Source organism: Streptomyces sp. NPDC092952 (assembly GCF_044754785.1).
Taxonomy (GTDB): Bacteria; Actinomycetota; Actinomycetes; order Streptomycetales; family Streptomycetaceae; genus Streptomyces.
On sequence record NZ_JBIVPT010000012.1, the window covers coordinates 144,438 to 161,045 of the forward strand.

The 16,608-nt window shown below is 73.6% G+C and carries 16 protein-coding genes; 11 read left to right on the plus strand and 5 right to left on the minus strand.

From position 1 onward, the window contains the following. Positions 1 to 24 precede the first annotated feature (24 nt). From ACIQGQ_RS26045 to ACIQGQ_RS26060, 4 genes are all read left to right on the plus strand, one after another. Positions 25 to 828, plus strand: a complete 804-nt coding sequence (locus tag ACIQGQ_RS26045; protein WP_402399529.1) for a tyrosine-protein phosphatase — start codon at positions 25 to 27, stop codon at positions 826 to 828. A 281-nt stretch (positions 829 to 1,109) separates the two neighbouring features. Beyond that, on the plus strand, positions 1,110 to 2,054 hold the full coding sequence (locus ACIQGQ_RS26050; RefSeq protein ID WP_402399532.1) for a hypothetical protein: 945 nt from the start codon (positions 1,110 to 1,112) through the stop codon (positions 2,052 to 2,054). Positions 2,055 to 2,120: 66 nt separating this feature from the next. After that, positions 2,121 to 2,525 carry a DUF1992 domain-containing protein gene (locus ACIQGQ_RS26055; protein WP_402399535.1) on the plus strand — a complete coding sequence of 135 codons (405 nt, stop codon included), beginning with the start codon at positions 2,121 to 2,123 and terminating at the stop codon, positions 2,523 to 2,525. A gap of 57 nt (positions 2,526 to 2,582) precedes the next feature. Further along, the gene (locus tag ACIQGQ_RS26060; protein WP_402399538.1) at positions 2,583 to 3,074 is read left to right on the plus strand and encodes a GNAT family N-acetyltransferase; all 492 of its coding nucleotides are present in this window, start codon (positions 2,583 to 2,585) and stop codon (positions 3,072 to 3,074) included. A gap of 119 nt (positions 3,075 to 3,193) precedes the next feature. Here ACIQGQ_RS26060 and ACIQGQ_RS26065 read toward each other — a convergent pair whose 3' ends face one another. The 3 genes from ACIQGQ_RS26065 to ACIQGQ_RS26075 form a co-directional block, all read right to left on the minus strand. Then, positions 3,194 to 3,583 (minus strand): VOC family protein, encoded by a 390-nt coding sequence (locus ACIQGQ_RS26065; RefSeq protein WP_402399541.1) that lies wholly within the window; start codon positions 3,581 to 3,583, stop codon positions 3,194 to 3,196. 131 nt (positions 3,584 to 3,714) lie between these two features. Beyond that, positions 3,715 to 4,542 carry a VOC family protein gene (locus tag ACIQGQ_RS26070; protein WP_402399544.1) on the minus strand — a complete coding sequence of 276 codons (828 nt, stop codon included), beginning with the start codon at positions 4,540 to 4,542 and terminating at the stop codon, positions 3,715 to 3,717. Positions 4,543 to 4,629: 87 nt separating this feature from the next. Next, positions 4,630 to 4,962 (minus strand): DUF6479 family protein, encoded by a 333-nt coding sequence (locus ACIQGQ_RS26075; RefSeq protein WP_402399547.1) that lies wholly within the window; start codon positions 4,960 to 4,962, stop codon positions 4,630 to 4,632. 225 nt (positions 4,963 to 5,187) lie between these two features. Here ACIQGQ_RS26075 and ACIQGQ_RS26080 point away from each other — a divergent pair, with 225 nt between their 5' ends. The 6 genes from ACIQGQ_RS26080 (at position 5,188) to ACIQGQ_RS26105 (ending at position 13,563) form a co-directional block, all read left to right on the plus strand. Beyond that, a complete protein-coding gene (locus tag ACIQGQ_RS26080) occupies positions 5,188 to 5,589 on the plus strand; it encodes a hypothetical protein (RefSeq protein ID WP_402399550.1) in 402 nt (133 codons plus the stop codon). Between the two features lie 246 nt (positions 5,590 to 5,835). Further along, positions 5,836 to 6,822, plus strand: coding sequence for an FAD binding domain-containing protein (locus tag ACIQGQ_RS26085; RefSeq protein ID WP_402399553.1), 987 nt, complete (start codon positions 5,836 to 5,838; stop codon positions 6,820 to 6,822). Between the two features lie 34 nt (positions 6,823 to 6,856). After that, positions 6,857 to 8,956 (plus strand): xanthine dehydrogenase family protein molybdopterin-binding subunit, encoded by a 2,100-nt coding sequence (locus ACIQGQ_RS26090; RefSeq protein ID WP_402399556.1) that lies wholly within the window; start codon positions 6,857 to 6,859, stop codon positions 8,954 to 8,956. Positions 8,957 to 9,104: 148 nt separating this feature from the next. Next, complete coding sequence (locus ACIQGQ_RS26095; protein WP_402399559.1) at positions 9,105 to 9,605, plus strand: ATP-binding protein; 501 nt, start codon at positions 9,105 to 9,107, stop codon at positions 9,603 to 9,605. A gap of 111 nt (positions 9,606 to 9,716) precedes the next feature. Continuing rightward, the gene (locus tag ACIQGQ_RS26100; protein ID WP_402399562.1) at positions 9,717 to 11,120 is read left to right on the plus strand and encodes an NADP-dependent succinic semialdehyde dehydrogenase; all 1,404 of its coding nucleotides are present in this window, start codon (positions 9,717 to 9,719) and stop codon (positions 11,118 to 11,120) included. Between the two features lie 70 nt (positions 11,121 to 11,190). After that, on the plus strand, positions 11,191 to 13,563 hold the full coding sequence (locus ACIQGQ_RS26105) for a phosphoketolase (RefSeq protein ID WP_402399565.1): 2,373 nt from the start codon (positions 11,191 to 11,193) through the stop codon (positions 13,561 to 13,563). Positions 13,564 to 13,625: 62 nt separating this feature from the next. On the opposite strand, the gene ACIQGQ_RS26110 is transcribed toward ACIQGQ_RS26105, so the two are convergent. Together ACIQGQ_RS26110 and ACIQGQ_RS26115 are read right to left on the minus strand one after the other, a co-directional pair. Beyond that, complete coding sequence (locus tag ACIQGQ_RS26110) at positions 13,626 to 13,949, minus strand: plasmid stabilization protein (RefSeq protein ID WP_402399567.1); 324 nt, start codon at positions 13,947 to 13,949, stop codon at positions 13,626 to 13,628. A 113-nt stretch (positions 13,950 to 14,062) separates the two neighbouring features. Continuing rightward, entirely contained in the window at positions 14,063 to 15,175 is a 1,113-nt protein-coding gene (locus tag ACIQGQ_RS26115) for a chemotaxis protein (RefSeq protein WP_402399570.1), read from the minus strand. A 95-nt stretch (positions 15,176 to 15,270) separates the two neighbouring features. Between ACIQGQ_RS26115 and glsA the strand changes: the two genes are divergently transcribed. After that, positions 15,271 to 16,605, plus strand: a complete 1,335-nt coding sequence (gene glsA / locus ACIQGQ_RS26120; protein ID WP_402399573.1) for a glutaminase A — start codon at positions 15,271 to 15,273, stop codon at positions 16,603 to 16,605. Positions 16,606 to 16,608 lie beyond the last annotated feature (3 nt).

Genomic DNA, 16,608 nt, shown 5'->3' on the forward strand with positions numbered 1-16,608 from the left:
GGAAAACCGAAGGGGAAGTGCGACGTGCAGACCGCCAGAGCCGTTCCGGCATCCACCGTCCTCAATCTGCGTGACCTGGGGGGTATCGCTCTCGGTCCGGACCGCCGGGTCCGGGCGGGTGCCGTTCTGCGGTCCGGGCAGCTCAGCGGGCTCGACGCGGAGCAGGACTCGCAGGTGGCCGCGCTCGGCATCCGTACCGTCGTCGACCTGCGGACCGCCGACGAGCGGGCGGCGTCCCCCGACCGGTTGCCGCCCGGAGCGAGACTCTTCGTCGCCGACGTGTTCGGGGGCAACCCGGGGGTCCCGCCCGCCCGGCTGCGCGCGCTGCTCGCCGACCCCGTCGAGGCCGAGCAACTGCTCGGCGGCGGGCGGGCGGAGGGGCTGTTCGCCGACACCTACCGGCAGATGGTGCTCTCGCCGGGGGCGTCGGCCGCGTACCGGGCCTTCGTCGAGACGGTCGCCGACGAGAGTGCCCATCCGGTGCTCTTCCACTGCACCGCGGGCAAGGACCGCACCGGCTGGGGGGCCGCCGTGCTGCTGATGATCCTCGGGGCGTCCCGCGAGACGGTGCGCGCCGAGTTCCTCGCCGTCAACCCGGTGGTGCGGGACGCCTTCGCGGACCGGGTCCGGGGCTTCCTCGACGCGGGCGGCGACCCGCGGATCGCGTCCGCCGTCACCGAGGTGCGGCCCCGCTACCTGGACACGGCGCTGGACGCGATGGACGAACGGTGGGGCGGGCTCGACGGGTACGTACGCGACGGCCTGCGCATCCCGGAGGCCGTGCTGGAGCGGCTGCGGGCGGCCCTGGTGGTGCCCGCCCGGCCGTAGGGGGTGGCTGACGCAGGCCTGCGGCGTCGCGGGGGCCGGGCACGTCCCCGAGCTCTCAACTCCGTTCGAGCAGGGGAGCCCCCGTCCGCGGACGCTCCGGCGCCTTGCGACCGCACGCACCGCACCCCGCTCCTCCACCCGCACTCGTTCATCAGGCACCCCTGGCCCTCGCTCTCGGGCCGGGCGGAAGGGGGGCCGGGGTTGACTTGATACCCCCAGGGGGTATCTTGTGGTGCGTCGGGGGGCGTTGCCTCCCGGTCGGGCCGATGGAGGGAACTGTCATGAACAACGCACTGAAGATCACCGCCTTCGCCGCCGCGCTCGCCGCGACCTTCGGCACCGCGTACGGGGTGGGCAGGGGGGTCGACCCGCTGGTCGCCGCCGAGGGGCGCCCCGCGGCCCAGCACGGCGGCCACGGCGGGGATGAGGAGGAGGGAGCGGCGCCGCAGACGGCGGACCACGTGCCCGGCGGGCTCCAGGTCTCCGAGAACGGCTACGCCCTGGCCCTGGAGACGCCGACGCTCCGGGCCGGGACCCGGGGCGAGATCCGCTTCGCGGTCAAGGACGACACCGGGCGCAAGGTCACCGCCTACCAGCGGGAACACGGCAAGGAACTGCATCTGATCCTCGCCTCGACCGACCTCACCCAGTACCGGCACCTGCACCCCGTCCGCGCGGCCGACGGCACCTGGTCGACCCCCGTGGAGCTGCCCGAAGCGGGTGGCTACCGGGTGTTCGCCGACTTCACCCCCGCGGCGAAGAAGGCCGGGAACCTCACTCTGGGGGCCGACCTCGCCGTCTCCGGCGCCTACCGCCCGGCCGCCCTCCCGGCCCCCGCCGCGGTCGCCGAGGTCGACGGCTACCGGGTCGTGCTGGAGGGCGGACTCCGTGCCGGGCAGGCCGGCGAGCTGAAGCCCTCGATCAGCCGGAACGGCCGCCCCGTCACCGATCTGGAGCCCTACCTCGGCGCGTTCGGGCACCTGGTCGCGCTGCGCTCGGGCGACCTCGCCTATCTGCACGTTCACCCGAACGAAGGGGGTCCGGGCCCGGTGGTCTCCTTCACCGCGACAGCGCCCAGTGCGGGCACCTACCGGCTCTTCCTGGACTTCAAGCACGGGGGCGAGGTGCGCACGGCGGCCTTCACCGTCCGGGTGGCACCCTCGGAGCGGGACGGCGGGGAACACGGGGGGAACAGCGCGGGGACGCCTGCCGGACACGCCCACTGACCGGGCCCCGTCCGGCCCCTCGGTAGGCTGAAGGGGCTGGATCCGAATCTTCGGAAGGGGTGCACGGTGACCGAACGCAAACCCGCGGGCATGAGCTTCGAATCATGGGTGGACAAGCAGGTCCGGGAATCCGAACAGCGGGGCGACTTCGCGAAGTTGCCCGGGTTCGGCAAGCCGCTCGAAAGCCTTGAGGCGCCCTACGACGAGAACTGGTGGATCAAGCAGAAGCTCCAGCGCGAGGGCGTGTCGGTGCTGCCGCCGACCCTGGCCCTGCGCAAGGAGGCGGAGGACCTGCTCGCGGCGCTGCCCGGGGTGCGGACGGAGCGCGAGGTGCGGAGCATGCTCGCCGACATCAACGAGAAGATCCGGGCGACCCTCCTCCGGCCGCCGCCCGGGCCGCCGCTGAACCGCAAGCCGTTCGACGTGGACGCCGTGGTCGCCGAATGGCACGAGGCCCGCAAGGACGCGTAGGCGCGGGGAACCGGCCCCGGTCACGTGTCCGTATCTCGACTGCGTAATACTCGCCTCATGAAATCGGGCATTACGCGACAGGGTGGCGGGGCGCGGGCGGGGGCCGTGGACATCAGGCGGGCCACGGCGCGGGACGCGAAGGCGCTCACCCGGCTGGTCCGGAGGTCCGGCGCCTACGAGGGGCGGTACGCCGCCATGGTCGCCGGGTACCGGGTGGGCCCCGACTACATCGAGGCGCACCGGGTCTTCGTGGCCGAGCGGCCCGGTGCCACCGGGGTGCTCGGCTTCTACGCGCTGGTCCTGGAACCGCCGGAGCTCGACCTCATGTTCGTCGCCGACGAGGCCCAGGGGCTCGGCATCGGGCGGCTGCTCATCGGCCATCTCCGCGAGGAGGCGGGGCGCGCCGGGGTGACCGGCGTCCGCGTGGTCTCGCATCCGCCTGCCGAGGGCTTCTACCGCAGTGTGGGGGCCCGGCGGACCGGGACCCTGGCGGCCGATCCGCCCGTCGTGATGTGGGACCGGCCGGAGCTGCTGCTGCCGATCGGCTGAATCGGGGTACCGGACCCGGATCGGCCGTCCCGTACCGCACGGCGCGGGGCCGGCCGGAACCCTCGAGGGTTCCGGCCGGCCCGGTCGGTATCAGGGTCCGCCCCGGTCGGCGGGCGGCGTTACTCGGGAAAGCCGCCGTACGGACGCGTGATGATCTCCATCGCGTGACCGGAGGGATCGAGGAAGTACACGCCCCGGCCGCCGTCGTTGTGGTTGATCTCGCCCGGATGCTTCCGGTGCGGATCCGCGTAGTACGTGATCCCGAGCTCCTCGATCCTCGTGAACGCCGTGTCGAACTCGGCCTCCGAGACGAGGAAGGCGTAGTGCTGCGGGGTGATCGAGGACTCCGGGATGCTGGCGAAGTCGAGAGTGACCCCGTTCGCGGTTTCGAGGGGGATGAAGGGGCCCCACTCCTTGCCGATCTCCAGGCCCAGAACGCCTGCGAGGAATTCGGCGGACTCCCGGTTGTCCCGGGAGTGGATGATGGTGTGGTTCAACGAAACTGACACGGTGGAATGCCTCCAAGTAGGCACTCACGGGCACCTCCACGCCTCACCCAGCCGGTGACCGACGCGCGATGCCGTACATAAAACCCTAGATCAATTCGAACTGGCCGTCGAGGGTGTGCGAAAAGATCCAGTCAGGCGGAATTCTCCGCTCCGGAGCCCGGGGCGCCGATGACCGTGAAGAGGCCGCCGTCCGGATCCAGCAGCGTCGCCTCGCCGCCCCGGGCCGCCGGGGGCCGTTCCGCGAGCCGGCCGCCGTTCTCCCGCGCGGCCGCCACCGCGGCCGCCACGTCGTCGACCGGAAAGTGCACCTGCCAGTGCGGGCGGACCAGCGGGTCGGGGGCCGCCTCCACCGCGCCGGAGCTGATCCGGGCGAGGCGGTGCCCGTCGCAGTCGACGACGACCTCGTCCTTCTCGTACGACACCTCGCAGCACCCCGGACGCCCGCTCGCCCAGCCGAGCACCTCCCCGTAGAAGATCGCCGCGTCGAAGGCGTTGCGGGTGAGCAGTCGCAGCCGGGCGTGCGAGTGGCCGTCCGGCGCGCGCGGAGCGGTCGCGGGCACGGGCCGCTGCCAGATGCCGAACACCGCCCCGTCCCGGTCCGCCACCAGCGCCCCGCGCCCCTTGCCGAGCGCCATCGGGCCCACGGCTACGGTCCCGCTGCGCTCGCGGATGCGGGCGGCCGTCGCGTCGGCGTCGGCCACCGCGAAGTAGGGCGTCCAGGCCACGGCCACCCGGTGCGTGGCCGCCATCGCGCCGATCCCGGCGACCGGCACGCCGTCCCGGAGCGCCACCGCGAACCCCGGGCCCAGCCCGCCCTTCCGGAACGTCCACCCCAGCACCCTGCCGTAGAAGGCCTGTGCCGAGTCCAGTTCACGGGTCATGAGGTTGACCCAGCAGGGTGCGGCGGATCCGGTCAGCGGCGCCGGTGCCGGCGTCCTCCCCGAGGGACCTGCGGTCATGGTGGTCCTGTCTCCACGGTCGTGCGCCCGGCGTGGCGCGGGCGAGAGCCCCTGGTCTTGTCGGTCGGTGTGCGGCCCGGAAATCGGCTAGTCGCGCCGTTCGTCGGGCTCGCGGGGGATGGGCTCGTTGCCGTGGTCGCCGAGCTCGTAGGGCGAGAGGCCCCGGCGGTCGGGCGGGAAGTGGTCGTCACCGTGCACGTTGCGTTCCTCCACGTGGCTGCGGTGGTCCGGCCGGGGTGGCTGCTCGTCGGGTCTGGGCGGCGGCAGCTCCTGGGCCCGGCGCCGCCGCCCCAGCCAGACCGCGCCGATCAGGACGGCCACCAGCAGTACGCCGACGATGCCCAGCACCGAACCGCTCGCACCCCGGTCGTCGGCGAGCACGAAGGCCAGCGGGCTCAGGTCTGCGTTCGAAATGTCCATATGTGCCGGATACCCCGAGCTGGCGCCCGCACTCAAAAAATCACATGAATTCATGTTTTAAGTTGATATGTCTCATGGTGTGTTTCGCCACTGGGCGGGAGCGGGCGGCAGCGGGTGGCCGCGTTCCGGCCCCGGTCTCCTGTCGCCGTCGCCGGGGCCAGGGGAGAGGCTGGAGGCATACCCGGATCGCCGTGGGCGGCGGTGCGGCGAGCGGAAGGAGGCGCCGTGAACGCCACCGAGGAACAGGAAGCGGCGCGGAGCGGGTACGGCCGTGAGGTGTCCGTCGTCGTCAGCGGGTGCGGCTCGGCCGACGCGCGGACGGTCTTCGACGTGCTGCGGGCCGCGTTCACCACCGACCGCGCCTCGGTCGACGTGCCCCAGGACCTCGCGGGCCGACGCCCGACCGCGTGGGTCGTGACCGTCGACGTCACCGAGGAGCGGGTGGTGTCCGGGCCGGTCGCGCTCGGCGCCCCGGTCAGCGTCGATGTGCAGGGCGGCTACTGGGCGGTGGAGCGGCTGCGCCGCAGCCTGGCGCACGCCTTCGACGTGACGGTCGTCGGAACGGTCTCCGGCGACCAGGAGGAAGAGGTGCGGCTCCGTCTGGCGGAGCGCGCGGCCGGCTCCTGAGCGGGGTCGGGCGCCACGGGGCGACGGCTTTCTCCGTTCGCCGCCCGGGGGTGGAGCAATGCCCGGGAGGCGCCGCGGCCGTCTGGTAGAAAACGGGCAAAAGGCCACCTCGGAAAGGTGCGAGTGCGTGGACCCCTTCTGCCGACAGGACGACGGTGCGCGACGGCCGCGGACAACGGGCGACCGCACCGGCCGGATCCGTCCGGCCGGCGGGACGCCCGCCGGTGCGGCCGGGGGAGTGGCGCCGTGAAACCCTTCTCCTACCTCCGTGCCCGGTCCGTGGAGGAAGCCGTCCGGGAGAGCGCCGCCCGCCCCGACGCGGCCTTCCTCGGCGGCGGCACCCAGCTCGTCGACCTGATGAAGCTCGGCGCCGCCGCGCCCGGGCTGCTGATCGACATCACCCGGCTGCCGCTGGACCACGTGGCCGACACCCCGGACGGCGGTCTGCGGATCGGCGCGACGGTACGCAACAGCGACCTGGCCGCCCACCCAGCCGTACGCACCCGCTACCCCGCCCTCTCCCGGGCACTGCTGTCCGGCGCCTCCGGGCAGCTCCGCAACGCCGCCACGACCGGCGGCAACCTGCTCCAGCGCACCCGCTGCCCGTACTTCCAGGACACCTCCAAGCCGTGCAACAAGCGGGAACCCGGTACGGGCTGCCCCGCCCGCGACAGCCGCCTGCGCGACCTCGCCGTGCTCGGCCACTCCGCGCAGTGCGTCGCCACCCACCCCTCCGACCTGGCCGTGGCGCTCTGCGCCCTCGACGCCACGGTCCACCTGACCGGACCGGACGGGGCGCGCACCGTGCCCGTCACCGGATTCCACCGGCTGCCCGGGGACACTCCGGACCGGGACACCGGGATCCGGCCCGGGGAGCTGATCACCGAGGTGGTGCTGGCACCGCCCCCCGACGGCTCCGCCTCCCTCTACCGCAAGGCCCGCGACCGGGCCTCCTTCGCCTTCGCCCTCGCGTCCGTCGCCGCCGTGCTCACCGTCCGCGACGGCCGGATCACGTACGCCGCGCTGGCCTTCGGCGGCCTCGCCCACCGGCCCTGGCGGGCCCGGACCGCCGAGGAGCTGCTCCACGGCGCACCGGCCACCGACGAGGCCTTCGAGCGCGCGGTGGACGCCGAACTCGCCGCGGCCCGGCCTCTGCGGGACAACGCGTTCAAGGTGCCCCTCGCCCGCAATCTGGCCGTCGGCGCCCTCGCCGAACTCGCCGCCGCCCGCTGACCGCAGCAACGCCGACCCGCCGGGAGGAACCGCCATGAGCCAGGCCCCGCCGCCCCTGGGCACCCCCGCCGTCCGCCGCGAGGGCCGGGACAAGGTCACCGGCGCCGCCCGCTACGCCGCCGAGCACACCCCGCCGGGCTGTCTGTACGGGCGGATCGTCCCGGCCGCCGTCGCCCGCGGCCGCGTCCTGGCCGTCGACGCGGCCGACGCCCTGGCCCTGCCCGGCGTGCGCACCGTCCTCACCCACCACGACGCGCCCCGGCTGAAGCAGCCCGACGACCCGATCCTCGCCGTGCTCCAGGACGACCGGGTCCCGCACCGGGGCTGGCCGGTCGCGCTGGTGGTGGCCGAGACACCGGAGGCGGCCGACGCGGGCGTGGAGGCGCTGCACGTCGCGTACGAGGCCGAGCGGCACGACGTCCGGCTGACCCCGGACCACCCCGGCCTGTACACCCCCGACACGGTCAACGGCGACTACCCCGCCGTCCGTGAACGCGGCGACACGGTCCGGGCCCTCGCCGCCGCCCCCGTACTGGTCGACTCCACCTACACCCTCGGCGCGCTGCACAACCACCCCATGGAGCCGCACGCCACCACGGCGTGGCGGGACGGTGACGGGCACCTCACCGTCCACGACTCCAGCCAGGGAGCCACCCGGGTCCGCGACAGCCTCGCCGCGGCGTTCGGCATCCCGCCCGGACGGATCACCGTGCGCTCCGAGCACGTCGGCGGCGGCTTCGGCTGCAAGGGCACCCCGCGCCCGCAGTGCGTCCTCGCCGTCATGGCCGCCCTCCGCACCGGGCACCCGGTCAAGGTCGTGCTGTCCCGGCGCCAGATGGCCGCCCTGGTCGGCCACCGCGCCCCCACCGTCCAGCGCGTCCGGCTCGGCGCCGAACTCGACGGCACCCTCACCGTCGTCGACCACGAGATCGTCACCCACACCTCCACCCTCAAGGAATTCGTCGAACAGGCGGCCGTCCCCGCCCGGGTGATGTACGGCTCCGCCGCAGGACGCACCGCCCACCAGGTCGTCGCCCTGGACGTTCCGAGCCCCTCCTGGATGCGTGCCCCGGGCGAGACCCCCGGTATGTACGCCCTCGAATCCGCCATGGACGAACTCGCCTCCGCCCTCGGCATGGACCCGGTCGAGCTGCGCGTCCAGAACGACCCGGCACACGAACCGGACTCCGGCCGCCCGTTCAGCAGCCGCTCCCTGACGGCCTGTCTGGAGACCGGAGCCGCCCGCTTCGGCTGGTACGGCCGCGACCCGAGCCCCGCCGCCCGCGAGGAGGGGGAGCACCTCGTCGGCACCGGCGTCGCCGCCGCCACCTACCCCGTCTACATCACCTCCTCCGGTGCCTTCGCGCACGCGGCCCCCGACGGCTCGTACCGGGTCGGGGTCGACGCCACCGACATCGGAACCGGTGCCCGTACCGTGCTCGCCCAGATCGCGGCCGACGCCCTGGCCACCCCTCTGGACAACGTCCGGACCGAGATCGGCAGCAGCGGACTCCCCGACGCCCCGGTGGCCGGCGGCTCGACCGGCACCGCCTCCTGGGGGTGGGCCGTGCACAAGGCGTGCGTCCTGCTGCGGCACCGGCTGCGCGAGCACACCGGCCCGCTCCCCGCCGACGGGCTCACCGTCACCACCGACACCCGGGAGGAGACCGGCCGGGAATCCCCGTACGCGCGCCACGCGTTCGGCGCGCACTTCGCCGAGGTCGCCGTGCACGCCCGGACCGGGGAGGTGCGGCTGCACCGGATGCTCGGCGTCTTCGCCGCCGGCCGCATCCTCAACCCCCGTACCGCGCGCTCCCAGTTCATCGGCGGCATGACCATGGGCGTGGGGATGGCGCTGACCGAGGCGAGCACCATGGACCCGGTCTTCGGCGACTTCACCGAGCGCGACCTCGCCTCGTACCACGTACCGGCCTGTGCCGATGTGCCCCGGATCGAGGCACACTGGATCGACGAGGACGACCCGCACCTCAACCCGATGGGCAGCAAGGGCATCGGGGAGATCGGCATCGTCGGCGCCGCGGCGGCGGTCGCCAACGCGGTGCGGCACGCCACCGCCGTACGGGTGCGCGACCTCCCGATCACCCCCGACACCCTCCTGCCGTACCTGCTCTGACCCGGGCGGCCGCCCCCTGTTGCGGGACCGGGAGCGGCGGGCCACGCTGTGGAGTGACCCAGAAGAGATATCCGCTCACTCTTCGTGTTCGGGGGTCGTTGTTCAACGGGGCGAATGCCAGTGGGCCTCGATGTGAGGAGCCTCGACGATGACCGTTCCACTCGACCGGCACTTCCTGGTCGAACTCCAGATCTCGGCGGACCGGGTGTCCCAGTTGCAGCGCATAGTCGCCGCACACCTCCGCCACTGGGATCTCGAACTCCACGTCCGGCCGGTCTGCCGGGGCATGGCGGAGCTGCTGACCAACGTCCACCGCCATGTCGGCGACGGCCACACGTGCACCGTCGAACTCCGCTGGTCCGGGCGGCACCTCACGGTCTCCGTCGCCGACGAGGGGGCCGGGATGCCGCGGCTGCTGGGCACCGGCGGCGGCGGACTCAGCCGTGTGATGGCGCTCAGTGACAGCTGGGGCACCTGCCGCACCGACGAGGGCAAGGTCGTCTGGTTCACCCGGTACGCCGAGGAGCCGCGCGGCATCGACCGGGTGCCGCTCTCCCCGCTGCCCGACGGCAGCGAGTTCCGCAGCCCGCCGACGACGGCCCCCGCCCCCGCCGAACCCGTGGCGGTGTTCGACCCCGCTCTCGTCTGATCCGGGACGGGCCCGACGGGACCGCCGGCCGGATGTCCGCCCGGCGGCCCGCGTGTGCGGCACGGCGCACGGCGGGGCACGGCCGAAGAACCGAGTCAAGGAGGCACGGCCATGCCCATCGCGACGGTCAACCCCGCGAACGGCGAAACCCTCAGGACGTTCGAAGCGCTGGACGCGGCGGGCATCGAGCAGCGGCTCGCCACCGCCCGCACCGCGTTCGCCGCGTACCGGACCACCGGCTTCACCGAACGGGCCCGCCTGCTCCACCAGGCCGCCGCGCTGCTCGACGAGGACCGGCGGGACATCGCGCGCACCATGACCACCGAGATGGGCAAACCCGTCAGGGCGGCCCGCGCGGAAGCCGCCAAGTGCGCCAGGGCCATGCGCTGGTACGCCGCCCACGCGGAGGAACTCCTCGCCGACGAGCAGCCCTCCGCCGAGGACGTACGCGACTCCGGGGCCTCCCGGGCCCACGTCCACTACCGGCCGCTCGGCGCCGTGCTCGCCGTGATGCCGTGGAACTTCCCGCTCTGGCAGGTCGTGCGCTTCGCCGCCCCGGCGCTGATGGCCGGCAACGTCGGACTGCTCAAGCACGCCTCCAACGTGCCCCAGACGGCGATGTACCTGGAGGGACTGTTCCGCCGGGCCGGATACCCGGCGGGCTGCTTCCAGTCGCTGCTGGTGGGCTCGGCGGCGGTCGAGGCGGTCCTGCGCGACCCCAGGATCGCCGCGGCCACCCTGACCGGCAGCGAACCGGCCGGCCGCTCCGTCGCGTCGATCGCCGGGGACGAGGTGAAACCCACCGTCCTCGAACTGGGCGGCAGCGACCCGTACCTCGTCATGCCCTCGGCGGACGTCGCCCGGGCCGCCCGTACCGCCGTGACCGCGCGGGTGCAGAACAACGGGCAGTCCTGCATCGCCGCCAAACGGTTCATCGTGCACACCGACGTGTACGACGAGTTCGCCGAGCGGTTCACCGTCGGCATGAAGGACCTGACGGTCGGCGACCCGATGCTGGAGTCCACCGACGTCGGCCCGCTCGCCACCGAACAGGGCCGCACCGACCTCGCGGAACTGGTGGACGACGCGGTGCGCCGGGGCGCCGACGTGCTGTGCGGGGGAGGCCGGCCCGAGGGCCTCGTCCCGGAGCTGGAGCACGGCTGGTTCTACGCCCCCACCGTCCTCGCCGGGATCACCCCCGCCATGCGGATCCACCACGAGGAGACCTTCGGCCCCGTCGCCTCGCTCTACCGCGTCGACGGGCTGGCGGAAGCCGTCGCCCTCGCCAACGACAGCCCCTTCGGTCTCAGCTCCAACGTATGGACCCGGGACCCGGAGGAGGCCCGCCGCTGCGTACGCGACCTGGAGGCCGGCGGGATCTTCTTCAACGGCATGACAGCCTCCCACCCCGCCCTGCCCTTCGGCGGGGTCAAACGCTCCGGCTACGGCCGCGAACTCGCCGCCCAGGGCATCCGGGCCTTCTGCAACACGACCACGGTCTGGTACGGCCCCTGAGCCTCCGCCCCAGCTTTCGCCTCAGCCTCAGCCTCAGCCTTCGCCTCGACGAGAGGCCCTGGGAGTCCCCATGAGCAACGCCCCGTCCGGCCCGACCGACGAGGAGATCGCGGCACTCGACGCCCACTGGCGCGCCGCCAACTACCTCGCCGTCGGCCAGATCTACCTGATGGCCAACCCGCTCCTGACCCGGCCCCTGGTGCGGACGGACGTCAAACCGAGGCTGCTCGGCCACTGGGGCACCTCACCCGGGCTCAACCTCGTCCACACCCACCTCAACCGCGTCATCAGGTCCCGGGGCGTGAAGGGCCTGTGCGTCTGGGGCCCCGGCCACGGCGGACCCGCCGTCCTCGCCAACTCCTGGCTGGAGGGCAGCTACTCGCGGACCTACCCCGACGTCCCCCGGAACGCCGAGGGGATGGGGCGGCTCTTCAAGCAGTTCTCCTTCCCCGGCGGGGTACCCAGCCACGTGGCGCCCGAGACCCCCGGCTCCATCCACGAGGGCGGCGAACTCGGCTACGCCCTCACCCACGCCTACGGGGCCGCCTTCGACCACCCCGATCTGCTCGTCACCTGCGTCATCGGCGACGGCGAGGCCGAGACCGGACCGCTCGCCGCCTCCTGGCACTCCAACAAGTTCCTCGACCCGGTCCACGACGGAGCCGTTCTCCCCGTCCTCCACCTCAACGGCTACAAGATCGCCAACCCGACGGTCCTCGCCCGCCTCCCCGAGACCGAACTGGACGCCCTGCTGCGCGGCTACGGGCACGACCCGCTCTACGTCGGCGGCGACGACCCGTTCAGCGTCCACCGGGCGATGGCCGCCGCGATGGACCGCGCCGTCGACCGCGTCCGGGAGATCCAGGGCGCCGCCCGCACCGGCGGCGGGACCGGCCGCCCGCACTGGCCGATGATCGTGCTGCGCACCCCCAAGGGCTGGACCGGCCCGGCCGAGGTCGACGGGGTGCCCGTCGAGGGCACCTGGCGCGCCCACCAGGTCCCGCTGCCCGGGGTCCGGGACAACCCGGCCCACCTGCGCCAGCTGGAGGAGTGGATGCGCTCCTACCGCCCCGAGGAGCTCTTCGACTCCGAAGGGCGGCCCCGCCCGCAGGTGCTCGCCTGCGTGCCCGAGGGCGACGCCCGGCTCGGCTCGACCCCGTACGCCAACGGCGGCCTGCTCCTGCGCGACCTGCCCGTCCCGCCGCTCGACGGATACGCGGTCGAGGTCGACAAGCCCGGGACCGTGCTGCACGAGCCGACCCGGGTGCTCGGCGGGCTGCTGGAGGCCGTCATGGCCGCCACCGCCGAACGCCGCGACTTCCGCGTCGTCGGCCCCGACGAGACCGCCTCCAACCGGCTCGACGCCCTCTACGGCGCCACCGCCAAGGCCTGGCAGGAACGCCTCCTGCCCACCGACGAGCACCTCGCCCACGACGGGCGGGTCATGGAGGTGCTCTCCGAACACCTCTGCCAGGGCTGGCTGGAGGGCTATCTGCTCACCGGCCGCCACGGACTCTTCTCCTGCTACGAGGCGTTCGCCCACATCGTCGACTCGATGGTCAACCAGCACATCAAATGGCTGCGGACCTCCCGCCGGCTTCCCTGGCGCCGCCCCGTCGCCTCACTGAACTACCTGCTGACCTCGCACGTCTGGCGCCAGGACCACAACGGCTTCTCCCACCAGGACCCGGGATTCGTCGACCACATCCTCAACAAGAGCCCCGAGGTCGTACGGGTCTACCTGCCGCCGGACGCCAACACCCTGCTCTCCGTCGCCGACCACGCACTGCGCAGCCGCGACTACGTCAACGTGATCGTGGCCGGCAAACAGCCCTCCTTCGACTGGCTCACCCTCGACCAGGCCCGCGCGCACTGCGCCCGCGGGGCCGGCGCGTGGCACTGGGCGGGCACGGAGGACGGCAGCCGGGAACCGGACGTGGTCCTCGCCTGCGCCGGGGACGTCCCCACACTGGAGACGCTCGCCGCCGCCGACCTGCTCCGCAGGCATCTGCCGGAACTGGCGGTCCGGGTGGTCAACGTGGTCGACATGGCCCGGCTGCTGCCCCGCGAGGAGCACCCGCACGGCATGCCGGACTCCGAGTACGACGCGCTGTTCACCCGGGACGTCCCCGTGATCTTCGCCTATCACGGCTATCCCTGGCTGATCCACCGCCTCGCCTACCGGCGCGCGGGCCACGGCCAGCTCCACGTACGGGGCTACAAGGAGGAGGGCACCACCACGACCCCCTTCGACATGGTGGTCCGCAACGACCTGGACCGCTTCCGGCTGGTCATGGACGTGATCGACCGGGTGCCCGGACTCGGTGTCCGCGCGGTGGCCGTGCGCCAGGCGATGGCGGACGCCCGCACCCGCCACCACGCCTGGATCCGGGAACACGGCACGGACCTGCCCGAGGTGGCCGACTGGACGTGGAACGGCTGACGCCGGAAGCCCGGAAGCCCGGAAGCCCGGAAGCCCGGAAGCCCGGAAGCCCGGGACGCGGCTCAGCGGCCCAGCGCCCGGGCCAGCTCGGCCTTGGTCATGCCCGAACGGCCGTGCACGTTCTTCCTCTTCGCCTCTTCGTAGAGCTGGTCCCGGGTCGGTCCGGCCGCCCCGCTGTGCGCGTGCAGGCCGCCGCGCCGCATCGAGGACATGTCCTCGACGGAGGTGCGGCTCGCGGTTCTGGACTCCCCGGCGCGGGCGCGTTCCTTGTTGACCGTGCGGGCCGCGATCTCCTCGGCCCGTTCCTCGCTGACGCCGCGCTCCTGCGCGCTCTCCTTGATGTGCTCGTACTGCCGGTTCCGCCTGGGTCCGAATCCTTGGGGCATGGTCCGATCACTCCTCTCCCGGAGCTCCTGGGACGCCTTCCCCACCAGTCTCCCAGCGCGCCCGGGGGCCCGCACGCGACAGGCGTGCGGGCCCCGGACGGCGTCGGGACGGGTCAGTAGCGCAGGGCCGCCGCGATCCTTCCGTGCTCCGTGAGCGAACCGTCCGGGAGGAAGACCACCTCGCCGCCGCTGTCCAGGGCCCGCTCCACCAGCTCGTCCACGATGTCCTCGCGGACCGTGGGGTCCGTGAGGTCGGGGTCCTCGCCCACCGGCGTCAGGTGCTCGTCGGTCACCCGCACGGTCCGCTGGAAGCCCTCCTCCACCGCGACCAGCCCGGCACGGCCCTCCCGCACCGCGGCCCACACCTCGTCGAGCCCGCCGGAGAAGGCGCGCCGGCCGCGTGCCTCGTCGAGCCTGCCCTCGACCGCCGCGGCGAACCGTTTCCGCGCCTCGTCGAGCACCGGGCGCAACTCCTCCAGCAGCACGCCCGGCGCTGTCCCGGCCGGCACCCCCTTGACCAGCCGGCCCGTCGCCGAACGGGCGCTCTCGCCGACCTCGTCCAGCACCGCGAGCGCCTGGGCGGAACCGGCCAGGAACACCGGGCGCGGATCGGCGGCCAGCACCGCCCGCAGCTCCTCGTCGACCGACCGGAGGAAGGCGCGGGTCTCCTGGCTGCTGAAGATGCTCGGCGTGTCACCGATCCGCTCCTCGCGCTGCGGATCGGACTCCACCGGGGGAGCCGTCATCGGGAACCCGCCGGCGCGCGCCTCGTGCAGCGCGTCGACCGTGCCGCCCCACAGCTCGGCGCGGTCGGCCGAGACGGTGACCACCCAGAACGGGCGGGCCTGGGCCTTCGCCGCCACCAGGTTGCGGGTCAGATAGCTGTCGCTCAGCACCACCCGTTCGGGCGCGGTACGGGGGAGCTGCCAGATCTGGTACTCGTCGGGGGTGGCGAGCAGCACCAGGGCGTCGAGGGCCCGCCTCGGGTCCACCTCGGCGACCGCCCGGTCGAGCTGCTCCCCGATCGCGGTCCGTGTCTCGCGACCGACCGCCGGGTCGGCCTCCAGGCGCTTCATCGCCTCGGAGACCAGGTTGCGCAGCCGTACGGCGTCCTGGGCGTTGTCCGGGGTGCGCCGGTGGGTCGGCAGGGTCAGGGACACGGCCGGATAGGGCTTGGCCGTCCGCAGTTCCCGCAGCAGTTCGGCGGTCAGGTCGTCCGTATCCATCGTTCTCTCCCAGGGCTTCGGGTGGTGTCCGCTCCCGAGCGAAGCGGTTGACGTCGGCGAGTCAATTCATACCTTTTGAACCTAATATGGGCGAGATGAGTGCCGCCGAAGCCGTCACCGAGGCCCTGCGTGAACTGCACGCGCGGTTCGCCCCGCTGGGGGAGGGCAGTGTCGCCGAGTACATCCCGCAGCTCGCGCGGAGCGATCCGGGCGCCTTCGGGCTGGCCCTGGTCAGCATGGACGGCCACCGCTACGGGGCGGGCGACACCACCGTCCCGTTCACCCTGCAGTCCGTGTCGAAGCCGTTCGTCTACGCGCTCGCCCTGTCGCTCCTCGGCCTCGACGAGGTGGGCCGCTGGGTCAACGCCGAGCCCAGCGGCGAGGCGTACAACGCGATCAGTCTGGAGCCGGACACCGGGCGGCCCGACAACGCCATGGTCAACGCGGGCGCCATCATCACCACCGCGCTGATCCCGGACACCCCCGACGCCCCGAGGTTCGAGCGGGTCCTCGACTGCCTGAGCCGGTTCGCCGGCCGGGAACTGGACGTGGATGAGCGGGTCTACGCCTCCGAGGCCGCCACCGGGGACCGCAACCGCGCCCTCGCCTATCTGATCCGGAGCACCGGTCCGCTGCCCGTCGACCCGGTCGCCGCCGTGGACACGTACTTCCGGCAGTGCGCGGTACGGGCCACCGCGACGGACCTCGCGGCGATGGCCGCGACGCTGGCGCACGGGGGAGTCAACCCGCTCACCGGCGAAGCGGTGGTTCCGGGGCCGGTGGCCGCGCAGACGCTCGCGGTGATGGCGACCTGCGGCATGTACGACGGCTCCGGCGACTGGCTGCTGCGGGTCGGGCTGCCCGCGAAGAGCGGGGTGTCCGGCGGGCTGATCGCGGCGAGCCCCGCACGGTTCGGGCTGGCGACCTACAGCCCCCGGCTGGATTCGACCGGCACCTCGGTCCGCGGCCGGGCCGCGGTCGGTGCCCTGTCCGAGGAGCTCGGGCTCCATCTGATGCACAACCCGGCGCTGGCCGGCAGCACCGTCACCCTGATCGCCACGCCCGACGAGCCGCCCGCCGCCGGGGCGGGCGTGCCGCGCGAGCGGGTCGCCGTGGTGGCCGCCCAGGGGTCCCTGGACTTCACGGCGGCCGAACGCGTGCTGTACGCCCTGGACGAGGCGCGCCCCGGGGGCACGGAGCCGGTCGTGCTGGACCTGACGGAGGTGACCGGCGTCGACCGGGTGGCCTTCACGATGCTGTCCGGCGGGCTCGGCCGGATCGCCGCGGCCGGGGCGCGTACCGCCGTCGTCGACCGGGCGGACCGGCTGGCCCTGCCCGGACCCGGGGAACGGGGCGGGCCGGCCGTGCCGCGGGGCTTCACCACCCGGGCACGGGCCCTGGCCTGGTGCACGGGCGACGGGCCGGGCTGAGCC

Bases quoted from the DNA above. Each gene is read 5' to 3' on its own strand.
- ACIQGQ_RS26050 (WP_402399532.1), top strand. From the start codon at position 1,110: ATGAACAACGCACTGAAGATCACCGCCTTCGCCGCCGCGCTCGCCGCG.
- ACIQGQ_RS26060 (WP_402399538.1), top strand. From the start codon at position 2,583: ATGAAATCGGGCATTACGCGACAGGGTGGCGGGGCGCGGGCGGGGGCC.
- ACIQGQ_RS26070 (WP_402399544.1), bottom strand. From the start codon at position 4,542: ATGACCGCAGGTCCCTCGGGGAGGACGCCGGCACCGGCGCCGCTGACC.
- ACIQGQ_RS26075 (WP_402399547.1), bottom strand. From the start codon at position 4,962: ATGGACATTTCGAACGCAGACCTGAGCCCGCTGGCCTTCGTGCTCGCC.
- ACIQGQ_RS26090 (WP_402399556.1), top strand. From the start codon at position 6,857: ATGAGCCAGGCCCCGCCGCCCCTGGGCACCCCCGCCGTCCGCCGCGAG.
- ACIQGQ_RS26095 (WP_402399559.1), top strand. From the start codon at position 9,105: ATGACCGTTCCACTCGACCGGCACTTCCTGGTCGAACTCCAGATCTCG.
- ACIQGQ_RS26100 (WP_402399562.1), top strand. From the start codon at position 9,717: ATGCCCATCGCGACGGTCAACCCCGCGAACGGCGAAACCCTCAGGACG.
- ACIQGQ_RS26105 (WP_402399565.1), top strand. From the start codon at position 11,191: ATGAGCAACGCCCCGTCCGGCCCGACCGACGAGGAGATCGCGGCACTC.
- ACIQGQ_RS26110 (WP_402399567.1), bottom strand. From the start codon at position 13,949: ATGCCCCAAGGATTCGGACCCAGGCGGAACCGGCAGTACGAGCACATC.
- ACIQGQ_RS26115 (WP_402399570.1), bottom strand. From the start codon at position 15,175: ATGGATACGGACGACCTGACCGCCGAACTGCTGCGGGAACTGCGGACG.
- glsA (WP_402399573.1), top strand. From the start codon at position 15,271: ATGAGTGCCGCCGAAGCCGTCACCGAGGCCCTGCGTGAACTGCACGCG.